The organism is Streptomyces sp. NPDC001514 (assembly GCF_053597075.1).
Genome location: NZ_JBSFHO010000003.1, coordinates 121,655 through 137,729 on the forward strand (window position 1 = coordinate 121,655; position 16,075 = coordinate 137,729).

13 protein-coding genes are annotated in these 16,075 nt (G+C 70.0%); 2 read left to right on the forward strand and 11 right to left on the reverse strand.

The window, feature by feature from the left end; translation table 11 throughout:
- The first annotated feature begins 180 nt into the window (after nt 1-180).
- Both ACWCXB_RS05130 and ACWCXB_RS05135 read left to right on the forward strand, forming a co-directional pair.
- Nucleotides 181-1,767, forward strand: coding sequence for a long-chain-fatty-acid--CoA ligase (locus ACWCXB_RS05130; protein WP_450719145.1), 1,587 nt, complete (start codon nt 181-183; stop codon nt 1,765-1,767).
- Complete coding sequence (locus tag ACWCXB_RS05135; protein WP_450719147.1) at nt 1,764-3,356, forward strand: GMC family oxidoreductase; 1,593 nt, start codon at nt 1,764-1,766, stop codon at nt 3,354-3,356. Before ACWCXB_RS05130 ends, ACWCXB_RS05135 begins: the two co-directional genes overlap by 4 nt.
- Nucleotides 3,357-3,964: 608 nt before the next feature.
- Here the strand turns inward: ACWCXB_RS05135 and ACWCXB_RS05140 are convergent.
- The 11 genes from ACWCXB_RS05140 to ACWCXB_RS05190 all read right to left on the reverse strand — a co-directional run bounded on the left by ACWCXB_RS05140 (nt 3,965) and on the right by ACWCXB_RS05190 (nt 16,071).
- Nucleotides 3,965-5,422 carry a catalase gene (locus tag ACWCXB_RS05140; RefSeq protein ID WP_450719149.1) on the reverse strand — a complete coding sequence of 486 codons (1,458 nt, stop codon included), beginning with the start codon at nt 5,420-5,422 and terminating at the stop codon, nt 3,965-3,967.
- Nucleotides 5,423-5,677: 255 nt separating this feature from the next.
- Nucleotides 5,678-6,595 (reverse strand): 2-hydroxy-3-oxopropionate reductase, encoded by a 918-nt coding sequence (locus tag ACWCXB_RS05145; RefSeq protein WP_450719151.1) that lies wholly within the window; start codon nt 6,593-6,595, stop codon nt 5,678-5,680.
- A 40-nt stretch (nt 6,596-6,635) separates the two neighbouring features.
- Nucleotides 6,636-7,475 (reverse strand): TIM barrel protein, encoded by an 840-nt coding sequence (locus ACWCXB_RS05150; protein ID WP_450719153.1) that lies wholly within the window; start codon nt 7,473-7,475, stop codon nt 6,636-6,638.
- 193 nt (nt 7,476-7,668) lie between these two features.
- On the reverse strand, nt 7,669-8,442 hold the full coding sequence (locus tag ACWCXB_RS05155; protein WP_450719155.1) for a hypothetical protein: 774 nt from the start codon (nt 8,440-8,442) through the stop codon (nt 7,669-7,671).
- Nucleotides 8,443-8,517: 75 nt separating this feature from the next.
- On the reverse strand, nt 8,518-8,982 hold the full coding sequence (locus tag ACWCXB_RS05160) for a hypothetical protein (RefSeq protein ID WP_450719514.1): 465 nt from the start codon (nt 8,980-8,982) through the stop codon (nt 8,518-8,520).
- Nucleotides 8,983-9,083: 101 nt separating this feature from the next.
- Complete coding sequence (locus ACWCXB_RS05165; protein ID WP_450719157.1) at nt 9,084-10,367, reverse strand: MCE family protein; 1,284 nt, start codon at nt 10,365-10,367, stop codon at nt 9,084-9,086.
- Nucleotides 10,364-11,671 (reverse strand): MCE family protein, encoded by a 1,308-nt coding sequence (locus tag ACWCXB_RS05170; RefSeq protein WP_450719159.1) that lies wholly within the window; start codon nt 11,669-11,671, stop codon nt 10,364-10,366. The genes ACWCXB_RS05165 and ACWCXB_RS05170 overlap by 4 nt, the downstream gene beginning before the upstream one ends.
- Nucleotides 11,668-12,801 carry an MCE family protein gene (locus tag ACWCXB_RS05175; RefSeq protein ID WP_450719161.1) on the reverse strand — a complete coding sequence of 378 codons (1,134 nt, stop codon included), beginning with the start codon at nt 12,799-12,801 and terminating at the stop codon, nt 11,668-11,670. Before ACWCXB_RS05175 ends, ACWCXB_RS05170 begins: the two co-directional genes overlap by 4 nt.
- A complete protein-coding gene (locus tag ACWCXB_RS05180) occupies nt 12,801-13,778 on the reverse strand; it encodes an MCE family protein (protein WP_450719516.1) in 978 nt (325 codons plus the stop codon). Before ACWCXB_RS05180 ends, ACWCXB_RS05175 begins: the two co-directional genes overlap by 1 nt.
- 8 nt (nt 13,779-13,786) lie before the next feature.
- Nucleotides 13,787-14,830 (reverse strand): MCE family protein, encoded by a 1,044-nt coding sequence (locus ACWCXB_RS05185; protein ID WP_450719163.1) that lies wholly within the window; start codon nt 14,828-14,830, stop codon nt 13,787-13,789.
- A complete protein-coding gene (locus tag ACWCXB_RS05190) occupies nt 14,827-16,071 on the reverse strand; it encodes an MCE family protein (protein WP_450719165.1) in 1,245 nt (414 codons plus the stop codon). Before ACWCXB_RS05190 ends, ACWCXB_RS05185 begins: the two co-directional genes overlap by 4 nt.
- Nucleotides 16,072-16,075: the final 4 nt, after the last annotated feature.

Here is a 16,075-nt window from a genome sequence, read left to right on the forward strand (position 1 = left end):
GACGACGTGCCGTCGTCCCGTCCCACCGGACGCGGGCCTGATCCTCGCAGAGGCGTACGGAGCGGGGACCACCGTGGAGCGCGTCACCCGCTTCACCGCGGCGCCGAGCCTGCGGAACTGCCCGTCATCTTCTCCTCCGCCCTGCGCGGCTGATCCCGCCACCTCACCTACGGAGTTCCCATGCTCAATCTCGCCGTCATGCTCGAGAACAGCGCCCGTGCCGTGCCTGGCCGCGCCGCGGTCGTCCTTGGCGACCAGCAGCTGACCTACGCGGAACTGGACGCCGCCGCCCGCCGCGTGGCCAACCTGCTGCGCTCACGCGGCATCGAGCCCGGCGACAAGGTCGCGCTGTCGTGCCCGAACCTGCCGTGGTTCCCGATCGTGTACTACGGCATCCTCAAGGCCGGCGCGGTCGTCGTCCCGCTCAACGTGCTGCTCAAGGGCCGCGAGGTCGCGTACCACCTGGCCGACTCCGGGGCTAAGGCCTACTTCTGCTTCGAGGGCAGCGCCGAGCTCCCGATGGGGCAGGAGGGGTGGTCCGGATTCGGCGAGGCGCCGGGCTGCGAGCACTTCTTCCTCATGACCGCAGCCCCCACCGATGACTCCCCGATCGAGGGCGCCCAGACGCTGACGGCGGCACTGGCGGGCCAGGGCGCCGAGTTCGAGACGGCCGTCACCGAGGCCGGTGACACCGCGGTCATCCTCTACACCTCGGGCACCACGGGCCGGCCCAAGGGCGCCGAACTCTCCCACGCCAACGTGACGATGAACGTGCTGATCTGCCACAAGATCTTCGGCGAGGTCGAGCACGACGTGCATCTGATCACCCTGCCGCTGTTCCACTCCTTCGGTCAGGTCGTCCAGATGAACGCCGGTCTCGCGGCGGGGGCGACCCTGGTGCTGCTGCCGCGCTTCGACGCCCGCTCGGCCCTCGCCCTGATGCAGCGTCATGCCGTCACCTTCTTCGCGGGCGTCCCCACGATGTACTGGGCCCTGCTCGAAGCGGATGCGTCCGATGTGGACCTGCCACGGATCGCGAAGAATCTGCGGATGGCCGGTTCGGGGGGCTCGGCGCTGCCGGTCGAGATCCACCGCCGGTTCGCCGAGCGGTTCGGCGTCACCATCCTGGAGGGGTACGGCCTGTCGGAGACCAGCCCGGTGGCCACGTTCTCGCCGCGCGGCGAGAAGGTGCGGCCCGGCTCCATCGGACGTCCGGTCTGGGGCGTGGAGGTGGACCTGGTCGGCGATGACTGGTCCCCCGTCCAGGACCCCGACGCGGTCGGTGAGATCGTCATCCGCGGGCACAACATCATGAAGGGCTACTACAACCGGCCCGAGGCGACCGCCGAGGTGATCCGCAACGGCTGGTTCCGCACCGGCGACCTGGCCCGCCGGGACGCCGACGGCTGGTACTACATCGTCGACCGCGCCAAGGACATGATCATCCGCGGCGGCTTCAACGTGTACCCCCGGGAGATCGAGGAGGTCCTGCTCACCCATCCCGCCGTGAGCATGGCCGCGGTCATCGGCGTGCCCCACGACAGCCACGGCGAGGAGATCAAGGCCTGCATCGTCCTCGCCCCGGGCGCGGAGCTCTCCGAGGAGGAACTCATCGCCTGGTGCAAGGAGGAGATGGCGGGCTACAAATACCCCCGCCTGGTGGAGTTCTTCGACGTCCTGCCCACCAACGCCACCGGCAAGATCCTCAAGCGAGAACTCCGGGACGCGGGTACCACGGACGACGGCGCGATCGAGGTGACCCGATGAGCGCGTTGCCCGACAGCGTCGACTACGTCGTCGTCGGAGCCGGCTCGGCCGGAGCCGCGCTCGCCGGCCGGCTGACCGGGAAGAGCACGGCCTCGGTCGCCCTCCTGGAGGCGGGCGGCCCGGACAAGAAGGCAGCCATCCACATCCCCGCCGCCTTCTCCCAGCTCTTCAAGACCGAACTCGACTGGGACTACTCGACAGCCCCGCAGTCCGGACTCTCCGGGCGCAGCATCTACTGGCCCAGGGGCCGGATGCTCGGCGGCTGCTCCTCGATCAACGCCATGATGTGGGTGCGCGGGTTCGCCGCCGACTACGACGAGTGGGGCGACCTCTGCGGCCCCGACTGGTCGTGGAAAGGCCTTCTGCCCTACTTCCGCCGTATGGAGAGGATCACGGGGGCCACCGACCCGGACCACGGACGCTCCGGCCCCATGAACATCGAGCCGCAGCGCAACCCGAACCCGCACACGGCCGCTTTCCTCGACGCCGTCCAGGAACTCGGCCATGCCGTCGAGCCCGCCAACACGGCCACGCCCATGGGGTTTTCGCAGACCATGGTGAGCCAGCGACGCGGCGCGCGGTTCAGCACTGCTGACGGCTATCTCAAACCCGCCCGCAGCCGCTCGAACCTGCACGTCATCACGAACGCACAGGCCACCCGCGTCCTCTTCGACGGGCGCCGGGCGGTGGGCGTCGAGTACGTCACGGGCGGCGTCACGCGCAAGGTGCTGGCACGCCGTGAGGTCGTCCTCAGCGGCGGCGCGGTCAACACCCCGCAACTGCTCATGCTCTCCGGCATCGGCGACGCCACTCACCTGCGCGAACGGGGGATCGACGTCCTCGTGGACGCCCCCGAGGTCGGCGCCAACCTCACCGACCACCTCATCTCCGGGCTCGCCGTCGACGTCCCGGACAACACACTGTTCTCGGCCGAGCGGCCCGTAGAGATCCTGAACTACCTTGCGCGCCGCCGGGGAATGCTCACCTCGAACGTCGGCGAGGCATACGGATTCGTCCGCAGCCGGCCCGACTTCGAACTCCCCGACATCGAAATCATCTTCGCCCCGGTGCCGTTCCTCGGTGAGGGTCTCGTCAAGCCGCCAGGACACGGTGTGACGGTGGGCGCGATCCTTCTCCGGCCCCGGAGCACCGGATCGATCACCCTCGCCTCGCCGGACCCGCTCGACAAGCCGGTCATCGACCCGCGCTACCTCACGGACACGGACGGGACCGACCGCGCGGCCCTGCTGGCAGGGCTCGACGTCTGCGAGCAGATCATCGACCGGCTCACCGCCCGCGGGCTGTCGTCGGGCCGCTTCCTCATGCCCGCGGGGGCCGAGCACCTGCCCCGTGACCGGCGTGACGCGCTCGCGCTGACCGATCACGCTCACACCCTCTACCACCCCGTGGGAACGGCACGGATGGGCCGCGACGACGCCTCCGTCGTGGATCCGCAACTCCGCGTACGAGGCGTGGAGCGCCTACGGGTCGCGGACGCGTCGATCATGCCGACGATCATCCGCGGCCACACCAACGCCCCCGCCATCGTCATAGGAGAAAGGGCCGCGGATCTGCTCGCAGCGAGCTGAGGCCGCCAGGGTGGTGGTCTGTAGCCGAGGGGCTCCGCTCCCGCCCAGCGGGGCGGAGCTCGGCGCGTTGGAAGGTCTGCTTGCCGGGATCAGACAGTGGGTGCACATTGCGCCGGCCTTGTTCTGTGACGGTCCCATGACCAGAGACACGATCAGCCGGTGACCTCTGTGCGAAGGTCACCGGCTGATCGCTCGGGAACGCAGTGCGGGACCGTAAACCGCACTGTGAGCCCTGGCTGGTGGAGCCGTCAGGCTGTGGGGCTGTGACGTTGTTGCCGCCCGACGGTGCGAGGCTGGCGCGACAGGACGTTCGCGCCGCCGGGCGGAGTCTTTGGGTTGTCATACCCCCCCGATCCGACGGACGGAGTCCGGCGGGAGGTGCTGCTGGGACCGCGGCGGGGGCGATGGGCTTCCGGCCTGGCCTTCCTTCAGGTCAAGAAGGGGGCCGGACGGCCCGTACCACCGCACTGGCTCGCTCGCCGCCGCGGTCCTCGCGCTGTCCTTGCCGCGGGCCACCCCTCATCCGGGCCCGGCGGTTCGGACGGCGTACGGGAAGAAGACCTCCCAGTCGGCTCCCGTACGCGGTCTCGGTGTGCCGAGTACGCCGCTCAGTCCTCGCGCAGGGCGCGGAACGCTTCCTCGACGCGCTTGCCGTAGTCCGGGTCGGCGGCGTGGAAGTGGGCGAGGTTCTTCTCGATCACGTCGTCGCGCGTGACCTGGGACAGGCCACCGGCGATGTTCGCGACCAGACGCTGCTTCTCCTCCTCCGACATCAGCCGGTAGAGCTCACCGGCCTGGAAGAAGTCGTCGTCCTTGGTGTGGGCCGGGGCGGCGTGCGTGCCCGTGTAGCCGTGGATGGCCAGCGGGGCCGACAGGGCCGCGTCCGTCTGGGCGGGGCCGGAGTGCGAGTTGGGCTCGTAGTTCTTGTCGTGGCGCGAGCCGTTGCGGGTGGCCATGAAACCGTCGCGGCCGTAGTTGTCGGCCACGGTCCCCCTGGGCGCGTTCACCGGCAGCTGGGTGTGGTTCACACCGAGGCGGTAGCGATGGGCGTCCGCGTACGCGAACAGACGGCCCTGGAGCATCTTGTCCGGCGAAGGACCGATGCCGGGAACGAAGTTGTTCGGCGAGAACGCGGCCTGCTCGACCTCGGCGAAGACGTTGTCCGGGTTCCGGTCGAGGACCAGACGGCCGACGCGCTGCAGCGGGTAGTCGCTGTGCGGCCACACCTTGGTCAGGTCGAACGGGTTGAAGCGGTAGTCCGCCGCCTCGGCCGCCGGCATGATCTGCACGTACAGGGTCCAGGACGGGTTCACACCGCGCTCGATGGCCTGCAGCAGGTCGGTCTGGTGGCTGTTGGCGTCCTTGCCCACGACCTCGGCGGCCTGCTCGGACGACAGGCAGCGGATGCCCTGGTTCGTCTTGAAGTGGTACTTGACGAAGAAGGCCTCGCCCTCGGCGTTGGTCCACTGGTAGGTGTGGGAGCCGTAGCCGTTCATGTGGCGGTACGAGGCCGGGATGCCGCGGTCGCCCATCAGCCAGGTGATCTGGTGCGTGGCCTCGGGGGCGTGGGCCCAGAAGTCCCAGACGTTGTCCGGCTCCTGCTTGCCCGTGAACGGGTCGCGCTTCTGGGAGTGGATGAAGTCGGGGAACTTGATCGGGTCCTTGATGAAGAACACCGGGGTGTTGTTGCCGACGAGGTCGTAGTTGCCCTCTTCGGTGTAGAACTTCAGCGCGAAGCCGCGCGGGTCACGGACCGCGTCCGCGCCGCCGAGCGAGTCGGCGACGGTCGAGAAGCGGATGAACGTCTCGGTCCGCTTGCCGACCCCGGAGAGGAAGGCGGCCTTGGTGAAGCCGGTGACGTCGTCGGTCACCTCGAAGTAGCCGTAGGCGCCGGAGCCGCGCGCGTGGACGACGCGCTCCGGGATGCGCTCACGGTTGAAGCGGGCGAGCTTCTCCAGCAGGTGCTGGTCCTGGAGGAGGAGCGGGCCACCGACGCCGGCGGTGGCGGAGTTCTGGTTGTCGGCGACCGGGGCGCCGGACTCGGTCGTAAGAACGCGCTGCGTCATTGGTGGCGGGATGACCTTCCGTGCAGGGGCTGTTGAGCGTGTCAGGAGCGTAAATTCGCTCCTCCAGAACGTCAACAGTTTGTTGAAATCTAGGGTGTGAATCCGGGCCGTGGCTGCACTTGGGCGCGACAGGACAGGTGTCAGCGCAGCCACGGCCCGGAAGTCGGGGGGAGGGTGGTCAGACCCTCCGAAGGAGCCTTCTCAGGCTCAGGCTCAGGCTCAGGCCCAGGCCCAGGCCCAGGCCCAGGCCCAGGCTCAGGCCACCGGCCGGCCCGAGAGGCGCTCGACGGCGCGCAGCAGGGCCGAGTGGTCCAGGCCGCCGTCGCCCTGGGCGCGCAGGGAGGCGACCAGCTGGGCGACCACGGCACCCACCGGCAGCGCGGCACCGACGTTGCGGGCGGCGTCGGTGACGATGCCCATGTCCTTGTGGTGCAGGTCGATACGGAAGCCCGGCTTGAAGTCCCGGTTCAGGAAGTTGTCCTTCTTGCGGGTCAGGACGGTGGAGCCGGCCAGACCGCCGTTGAGGACGTCCAGGGCGGCCTGGAGGTTCACGCCGGACTTCTCGAGGAAGACGACGGCCTCGGCGCAGGCCTGGATGTTGACCGCGACGATCAGCTGGTTGGCGGCCTTCACCGTCTGGCCGGAGCCGTGCGGGCCGCACAGGACGATGGTCTTGCCCAGCGCCTCGAGGATCGGGAGGGCCGCGTCGAAGTCTGCCTGCTCGCCGCCCACCATGATCGACAGGACCGCCTCGATGGCGCCCGCCTCGCCGCCGGACACCGGGGCGTCCAGTACGCGGATGCCCTTCTCGGCGGCGTTCTTCGCCAGGTCGACCGAGGTCTGCGGGGTGATCGACGACATGTCGATCAGGAGCGCGCCCTGCTTCGCGTTCTCCAGGATGCCCTCGGGGCCGTAGGAGATGGCCTCGACCTGCGGCGACGCCGGCACCATCGTGATGATGACGTCCGCGTCCTTGACGGCCTCGGCGATCGAGCCCGCGGTGGTGCCGCCGGCCGCGGCCAGCCGGTCCAGCTTGTCCTGCTCCAGCGTGAAGCCGGTGACCGAGTAGCCGGCCTTGATCAGGTTCTCGGACATGGGGGAGCCCATGATGCCGAGGCCGATCCACGCAATCGCCGGGCGGGTGGGCTGGGAGGAATCGGTAAGGGTGCTCATGGTGAGGGTGCCTCTCGAAAACTGGTGGTACGGGAAGAAGTCAGCGCGCCGCGCGGGCGTCCGCGGGCAGCCAGTCGAAGGAGTCGGCGCTCGGGCGGCCGCCGGCCTTGTACTCCAGGCCGACCCAGCCGTCGTAACCGGCCTTCTTCAGCTCGTCGAGGAGCTGCTCCAGCGGGAGCGAGCCGGTGCCCGGCGCGCCGCGGCCCGGGTTGTCGGCGATCTGCACGTGGCCGGTCCTGTCGGCGTACTCCGCGATGACCTGGCTGACGTCCTCGCCGTTCATCGACAGGTGGTAGATGTCGAGCAGGAACTTCGCGTTCCCGAGGCCCGTCGCCGCGTTCACCTTGTCCACGACCTCGATCGCGGACGGCGCGCTCACCAGCGGGTAGAGCGGGGACTCCGGCTTGTTCAGGGTCTCGATCAGAAGGATCGCCCCGACCCGGTCGGCCGCACGGGCCGCCGTGATCAGGTTCTCCAGGGCGAGCTCGTCCTGGACCTCCGGGGCGATGCCTTCGACGCGGTTGCCGTACAGCGCGTTCAGCGCCTTGCAGCCCACCGAGGCGGCGAAGTCCGCGGCGACGTCGATGTTGGCGCGGAAGCGGTCCGACTCCTCACCGGGCACGGAGAGGGCGCCGCGGTCGGGTCCCGGTAGCTGCCCCGCGTAGAAGTTCAGGCCCACCAGCTGGGTGCCGGCATCCTCCAGCGCCTTCTTCAGTGCGTCCAGCTCGCTCTGGTCGGGCGTGGGGGTCTCGATCCAGGGCCACCACAGCTCGACCGCGGTGAAGCCCGCCGCGGCGGCGGCCGCGGGGCGCTCCAGGAGCGGGAGTTCCGTGAAGAGGATCGACAGGTTCACATCGAAGCGCTGGTCCGTGTATCCCATGAGGGGTATGCGCTCCTTCCGTATTGCGGAAGTTCGTTTCTGCTTAATGGAAGATTGCCTGGAGTGGGGGAGAGCTGTCAAGAGCGGCCACGAAGGTGACCACGAAGTGAGAACAAAGAGCGGCCGCAAAAAGACCCCTGCTGGGGCACCCGGAGGGCGCCCCAGCAGGGGTCAGGGGTATGGCTTCGTGCGGCTACAGCGCGTCGACGGCACTCACCTTCCAGCCCGCCGAGGTGCGCATGAGCGTCATCCGCACCCGGCTCAGATCGACACGGGGCCCAGAGACCTGTGTGCTCCGGGTCACCTGGTTGACGAAGAGCAGGACGACGGCCCTGTCGGGCGATGCCGACACCACCGAGGCCGCGGGGGCGCCACCACCCGGTGGCCTCGCCACCGTCGCCTCGACCACCCCCTGGTACTTCTTCGCGGTCGGTGCCACCACCTTCGCCGTCGTCCTCCCGTACTCGTCGCGGAAGGCCCCGGTGAGATGGCCTCGCGCCGCGGCGAAGTCCCGCTCCAGATGCCGGTAGTCGTACGACAGGACGACCGGCGCGGCCTTCTGCGCGGCGGCGAGTGCCTCATGCCGCGCCTGGTCCGTCTGCCGCCCGTCCCAGTACTCCCGTACGAGCACGACGGCCGCGACCAGGGCGATCAGGACCAGGACCGCGAGGACGGCGGACAGCAGCCCGCGCCGCCGCCTCCCATGCGAAGGCGGCTCCTCGGCGTCCGTCTCCTCGGGGCCCGGCTCCTCCCAGTCCGGCGCCTCCCAGTCCGGCTCCGGCTCCTTCGCGCCCGGCTCCGGCTCCTCCGCGCGAAGGGTACGTCCGGCCACCACCGTGGCCTCGTCCAGCCCGTCCTCGCCGGTTCCTGGGCGCTGGGCGCGCTTGGCCGCCGCCCGGGCGGCCGCGGTCATGGAGCGGCGGGCGGGAGAGCTGACGCCGCGACCTCGGGTGCTCGTGTTCGCCACGGGGGGTTCTCCTCTCTGGGGATACGGGGATACGGGGGTGTGGGGGTGTGGGGGGTACGGGGGTACGCGGCGCGGTCAGCCCACGAACTCGACGCCGGACGTCAGCCAGCGCCCGTTCTCCAGCACGAGGTCCAGCTGCAGCCGGTAGGTGCGGGCCTGCCCTTCGGGCGCCGCGATGTTGGTCACCTTGCTGTCGGCGACCACCAGGACCCGGGCGGTCCGCTCGTCGGCCCGGGTGATGCCCGCTTCGAGCACCTGCCCCTGGGAGACCGACTTGTTCGCGGCGACCAGCTTGGTCAGCTCGGCGGTCTGTGCCGCGAACTGCTTCTTGAAGTCGCCGGTGGCACCCTTCAGTACGTTCGCGCTGTCCCGCGCGTAGTGCCGGTGGTCGAGCGACGTGAAGTTCAGCGCGGACTGGCGGGCCGCGGCCAGGATGTCCTGGTGCCGCCGCTCCTCCACCCGCTGTTCGTAGACCTCGTGGGTCAGCCAGCCGGACAGGGCCGTCGTCAGGACGGTCGCCACCGCGAGGGACGCGGGCATCGCCCTGCCCCGCCGGGCGGCTTCCGTCAGCCGTCTCCAGAGGTGCCGCAGCGGCCGTGTCGCGCGCTCCGCGGCGCGGCCCTGGGGCGTCGTCTCCTTGCTCATGCCATCGGTCCGACGAGCAGCCATTGCCACGAGTCCTTTCCGAACGTGCTCATTCCACCGCCGGTCGAGCCGATCTCGACGGGCGTTCCGTCCGGGCCGGTCGCGGTGCCGGTCTCCGGGTCGTACGGGGTGATGTACGCGGCCGGGTCCGCGCCGCCGACCCCGGAGCGCCCCGAGGCCCCGGGGGCGTTCTGGGCACCGCGGACCGAGGTGGGCCCGCCGCGCGGGGCCGCACAGTGGGCGCGAGTGTTCGCCGGCCGTTCGCTCGTGTCGGCCGGGTCGCGCCGCTGCGTCCCGTACCCCTGCCGGCACGCCGGCGGGTCGTCGGCGTTCACCACCAGACCGAAGTGGGTGGTGCCGTCGCCCGGGATCACGGTGTAGCTGCCCGCGACCACCACGGGGAACGTCACCAGGGCCTGCTCCACACCGGGCAGCCGCGCCACCGTGATCTGGCCGCCGCTGATCAGATTGCCCAGCAGCACCGGCACGTGCGGCCGGGTCGCCGTGAGCAGCGAGTTGACCTCCTGCGCGGCGGGGGCACCGGCGCCGACCAGCCTGCGGATGTCGCCGTCACTGGACTTCAACTCGGCCGTGAGGGCCGCCAGATCGCGTGAGAACGATCTGATGGCCGAGCCCTTGTCGGCCTGGGTCTTGAGGACCTTCCGTGAATCCTCGATCAGGGTGACCGTCTGCGGGAGCGAGGCGGACGCCGACTCGACCAGGCTGTTGCCCGAGTCGACCAGGCGGCTCAGCTCCGGTCCCGTGCCGGCGAAGGCCTTGCCCAGCTCGTCGACGGTGATCCGCAGATCCTCCTTGCCGACGGAGTTCACGAGCCTGTCCAGGCTGCCGATGATCTGCGTGGTGGGCAGCGGCCCCCGGGTGTCGCGGCGGGCGATCGTGCTGCCGTCGCGCAGATAGGGGCCGCCGGCGGCCCGTGGCTGGAGGTCGACGTACTGCTCGCCGACGGCCGAACGGTTCGCCACGACCGCCACGGTGTCCGCGGGGATCCGCGGCCCGTCGTCCTCGATGTCCAGCGCCACCGACACCCCGTCCGCGCCGGACAGTCGCAGCTCCCCGACGCGACCGACGGGCACCCCGCGATAGGTGACCTCGGCGCCGGGGAAGATGCCCCCGGAGTCGGCGAAGTCGGCCCGCACGGTGTAGCCGTCGTCGAAGAGCCCGTCCGCCAGCCCCGTGTACCGGGCGCCGACGTACGAGACGCCGACGGCGGTGACCGTGGCGAAGGCGAGCAACTGGGCCTTGACCGTACGTGTGATCACGGCAGCATCCCCTTCAGCATGAGCTCGGCGAGGGCGGGATCGACCCCGGGCGGGAAGGCGTCCTCGTCGTCGCCCCCGTTCCCGTACGAGGCGTAACTGCCGGTGCACACCGGCGGGCAGAGCACATCCCCGTCGTCCGAGGGGCCCGAGGGACTGCCGGGCGCCTGCGGAACACCGGGAGCCTGCGGCAGCGCCGTCGGCCGGGGAACCCCGGGGACCCCAGGGACTCCTGGCAGTCCGGGAACCTCGGGGACGCCGGGGAGCCCCGGCTTCCCCGGGGTCCCGGGCTTCTCGGGTTCGTCCGAGAGGTTGCCGTAGATGCCCGCGAGATCGAGATCGGCGGTGATCTTGAGGTTGACGTAGTCGCCCTTGACGGCGTCCACCGCGTTGCGCGGGAACGGATAGGTCGTCAGCAGCTCCAGGGCGTTCGGCAGATCGTCGCCCGCCTTGTTCAGCTGCTCCAGGATCGGGCGCAGACTCCGCAGATTGGCGATCACGTCGTCCCGGGACGCGTTGATCACCTGGGTGCCGGTCGTGCCGAACTCCGACAGCGCGGTGAGCATCGACGTCAGCTTGCGCCGCTGGTCGGCCAGCACCTTCAGCGCGGGTGGCATGGTGTCCACGGCCTGGGCGATCGTCTTCTTCTCCTGGCCGAGCCGCTCGGCCAGCCGGTCGATGCCGTTCAGCGCGCGGACGATCTCCTTGCGCTGCGCGTCGAGGCCGCCGACGAAGGTGTTCAGCTCCGTCAGCAGGGACTTGACCCGGTTCTCCCGTCCTTCCAGGGCCTTGTTGAGCTCCGTGGTGATCGTCTTGAGCTGGGCCACCCCGCCGCCGTTGAGCAGTGCCGACAGCGCGGACAGCACCTCTTCGATCTCCGGGTTGCGGCCACTGCGGGACAGCGGGATGCGGGCCCCGTCGGTGAGCCTGCCGACGGGTGCGGCATCCACCGGCGCGGACAGCGCCACGTACTTCTCGCCGAGCATGCTGGTCTGCCGGAGCTCGGCGATCGCGTTGCCGGGCAGCTTCACCTCGTCCGAGATACGCAGCCGCACGCGGGCGTGCCAGCCCTTCAGCTCCACCTTCTCGACCGCGCCCACGGTGACGTTGTTGACCTTCACCGCGGACTGCGGCACCAGGTCGAGGACGTCCCGGAACTCGACCGTCACCCGGTAGGCGTCGCCGTCGGCGGCCGCGCCGCCGGGCAGCCCGACGTCGTACAGACCGTTGAACTCGCAGCCCGTCAGCAGCAGTGAACCGGCCGCCGCCCACACCGCCGCGCGAACGCTCTTACGGGGCACGCTCATGCGCCGGCCTCCAGGATTCCGCCCAGCGTCCGGTCGACCGGGCCGGTCCCCGAGACGGGCAGGGCGTCGCCCGGCCGGAGCTCCGGCAGGGAGTCGAACAGCTTCTCCAGGTCCCGGCAGTCCGCCGCCTTCGCGTCACCGGTCGTGCTGAGCAGGGAGCACAGCAGCGCGGCCGGATCCTGCGGCTGGTCGGGGTTGTTGCGCGTGTCGAGTGTTCCCGCACCCGCGTTGTAGGCGTTCTGCAGATTCGACAGCCCGGTCGGGGCGACCTCCAGCAGCTCCGCGAGCGCGGCCTGCTGGGTGACCAGCACCTTGGTGACCTTGCTCAGCCCCTCCACGTTCGAGGTCAGCGACTTCTTGTTCTTCCGTACGAAGTCGGACACGTCGGCGAGCGCCACCCCCAGGTGCCGCAGCGCGGCCGCGAGGTCCTTGCGCTCCCCGGCGAGCTGTCCGGCCACCTGCTCCAGGCTGTCGTTGAAGGAGCGGACGTTCTTGTCGTCGGCGGCCAGTGCGGCGGTGAACACCTGCAGATTGCGCAGCGTGCCGAACAGGTCCTGCCTGCCGTCGGACAGCGTGGTCACGGCCAGCGAGAGGTCCTCCACCGTCCGGTGCAGGTTCTCGCCCTCCCCTTCGAGGTTGTCCGCGCTCACGCCGAGCAGCCGGGCCAGCGAACCGTCCTTGTTCGCGCCGCGCGGGCCCAGCGCCTCCGACGTCGTGTGCAGGCTCTCGAAGACGCGGTCCAGTTCGACCGGTACGGCCGTCCGCTCCTCCGGGATGACATCGCCGCTCCGCATCTCCTGGCCGCCCCGCCACACCGGCAGCAGCTGGACGTAACGGTCACTGACCACCGAGGAGTTGATGATCGCCGCCTTGGCATCGGCAGGGACCTTCCGCCCGGCGTCGTACTCCAGCGTCACCCGCACCCGCTCGCCCTCCGGGGTGATCTCCTTGACCTCACCGATCCGCACGCCCAGCACCCGTACGTCGGAGCCGGGATAGATGCCGACCGTGCGCGGGAAGTACGCCGTGACCCGGACCGGGTCCGGCTGCGGCCACAGCGACACGACGGCCGCGGCGATGACCGCCAGGGCCGTGACCGGCGCCGCCCGGCGCAGCAGACGCCTGTTCATCACGAACCTCCCGTTCGCGGGACCACCGGAGTGGCGACCATGTTCTGGATGTAGCTGTCGAACCAGCGGCCGTTGCCGAGGGTGTTGGTGAAGACGCGCACATAGGGCGCCATCAGCTTGATGCTGCGGTCGAGGCTCGCCTGATTGCGTTCGAGCATCGCCACCACGGCGTTCAGGCCCTTGAGCGCCGGACCGATCTCCGCGTCGTTGTCCTTGACCAGCCCGGACAGCTGGATTCCCAGCGCGGCCGAGCTCTTGAGCAGCGCGTGGATCGCCGCCCGCCGCCGTGAGATCTCCTTGAACAGCGCGTCGCCGTCCTTGACCAGCGTGGTGAACTCGCCGGATCGTCCGGCGAGCACACCGCTGACCCCGTTGGCGTGGTCGAGGAGCTCCCGCAGCGCCTGGTCGCGGGACGCGACCGTACGGGAGATCCTCGACAGGCCCTTGATGGACGCCTTCACCTCTGCGGGGGAGTCCTCGAAGGTGGTGGAGATGGTGTCCAGCGCCGTCGCCAGCCGCTCCGTGTCGACCTTCTCCGTCGTGGTGGTCAGATCGCTGAAGGCCGCCACGACGTCGTACGCGGGAGTCGTCCGGTTCAGCGGGATCTCGCTGCCCGGCTTCAGCTGCCCCGGCCCCTTCGGCTCCAGCGCCAGGAACTTCGCGCCCAGGATCGTCTTGACGCGGATGGCCGCGCCCGTCCTGGTGCCGAAGCCGGGGTCGCCCTTGATCCGGAAGACCACCTTGACGTGGTCCCCGTCCAGGTCCACCTCGTCGACCTTGCCGACCTTCACCCCGGCGATACGGACCTCGTCGCCGGGCTTGAGCCCGCCCGCCTCCGAGAACGCCGCACTGTACGTCTCGCCGTTGCCGATGAGCGGAAGGCTGTCGGCGTTGAACGCGGCGACGCTCAGCAGCCCGAGGGTGGTGAGGCCGACCGCGCCGATCACGACCGGATTCCGGTCGCGGAACGGCATCATGCGCGCCTTCATGCGCACCTCGCACGGGCCACGTGGAGCTCGGGAGTGAGCACCTCCCGGGTCTTCGGCAGCACGATCCGGCCGTCGAAGTCGCAGAGGTAGAAGTTGAACCAGGAGCCGTACGAGGCGGTCCCCGTCAGCTCGTTGAGCTTGTTCGGCAGCCGCTTCAGCACGCCCTCCACGGTCTTCTCGTTCTTGTTCAGGGTTCCGGTGAGGTCCCTCAGCCCGGCGATGTCGTCGCGCAGCGGAGGCCGGGCGTCCGCGAGCAGGCCCGACGTGGCCTCCGTCAGATCGGCGATGTTCACCAGGGAGTCCCCGATGGGCTTGCGGTCGGCGGACAGCCCGGAGACCACTCGCTGGAGCTGCTGGATCAGCCCGGAGAAGCGGGCGCCGCGTTTGTCCAGGGTCGCCAGCACCGTGTTGAGGTTGTCGATCACGGAGCCGATCAGCTTGTCCCGGTCGGCGAGCGTGGTGGTGAGCGAAGCCGTGTGGGCGAGCAGACTGTTCACCGTGCCGCCCTCGCCCTGGAGCGTGCGGATGATCTCGGTGGCGAGCTGGTTGACGTCCTCGGGGCTCAGCGCCGCGAACAGCGGCTTGAACCCATTGAGGAGCGCGTTGAGATCGAGCGCGGGCTGCGTGCGGGAGAGCGGTATCCGGCCTCCGGGCGCCAGCCGGGTGCCGTCGCCGGCGCCCTCCGTCAGCGCGACGTACCGTGAGCCGACCAGGTTGCGGTAGCGGATGACCGCGCCGGTGCTGGTGAGCAGCGGACGGTCCCGGGTCACGGAGAAGGTGACCTCCGCCAGCGTCCGGTCCTTGATGCGGATGTCCTGCACCTCACCGACCCGCACCCCTGCCACCCTGATGTCGTCGCCCTCCTCCAGGCCGGTGACATCGCTGAACACCGCCCGGTAGGTGTGCTCGGGAGTGAAGGAGATGTTGACGATGGTGGCTGCGAGCAGCGTGGTCGCGAGCACCGTCACCACCGCGAAGAGACTGAACTTGATCAGCGGCGCCGCGGTCTCCCTGGCGCGCTTGACGCGGAGGAACCTCATGCGACGCTCACCGCCGTTCCCCGGGCCATCGGACCGAACAGCAGCGTGGCGACCGCGGGCACCTCATCGGCCGGCACGCCCATGACGGGCGCGACGAGTGAGCTCACGGCACGCTGCTCGGCGGCGGTCGCCGACACCGTGCCCGCCCGGGGCGCACTCGACGTGCCGCGCGTACCGTCGTCGAGTTTGTCGTCCGGTGCCGGGACCCGCGGATGGGGCATTCCACGGCAGTCGGGTCCCGAGCGCTCCAGATAGCGCGGTTCCTCGCCGGGCTCGTACGCGGGTTGCGGGCGGACGATTTCCAGGGTGATGCGCATCTTTCCGCCTCTGAAGGTCTCTTCCGCCGCCTTCTCCTGCCGCACCAGGCCGTTGAGGAGGCAGGGGTACTCCGGTGCGTAGCGGGCGAACAGTGCGAGCGTGGGACGGGAGACCCGGCCCAGGGTGATGAGCCGCCCGGCGTTCTCGTCCAGGAACCCGTCCGCCGTCCCGGCGACGGTGGCCGTGGAGGTGAACAGGGTGGCCAGCTGGTCCCGCTTCTCGACGATCGTGCGGCTCGTGGTGACGGTGTTCCGCAGGATCCTCAACAGGTCGGGTGCGGCGTCGCCGTACACCTCGGCGACATCGGCGAACCGCGAGATGTCCTCCTTGATCGACGGCATGTGGGGGTTGAGCCGGGCCAGATAGCCCTCGACGCGGGTGAGGTTGTCGCCGATCCGGTCGCCGCGGCCTTCGAGGGCGGTGGCGAACGCCGACAGGGTGGCGTTGAGCTCGGCGGGCCGTACCGTACGCAGCAGCGGCAGCAGGTCGTTCATCAGCTGCTGCACTTCGATGCCGACCTTGGTGCGGTCCTGGGTGATGACGTCCCCGGCCCGGATGTGCCGCCCGGACGGCTCCCGGGGAGCCACCAGGTCGACGTACTTCTCGCCGAACAGCGTCTTGGGCAGCAGCCGGGCCTGCACGTCCGACGGGATGCGGGAGACGTGCTCCGGCTTGAGGGCGATGTCGAGCGTCGCCTTCTCGCCGTCGGCCCGCACCGCGCGGACCTCACCGACCAGCAGCCCGCGCAGCTTGACGTCGGCCCGCGGCTCCAGCTGGTTGCCGAGCGTGTCGGCCTCCAGCGTGATCCGTACGACGGCGACGAACACCTGCTGGTAGACGGCGATCGAAAGCGACAGCAGCAGCGCGATGACCGCGATGAAGACGATGCCGTACACCCTCAGTCTGACGATCCGTGTCCGCATCGGC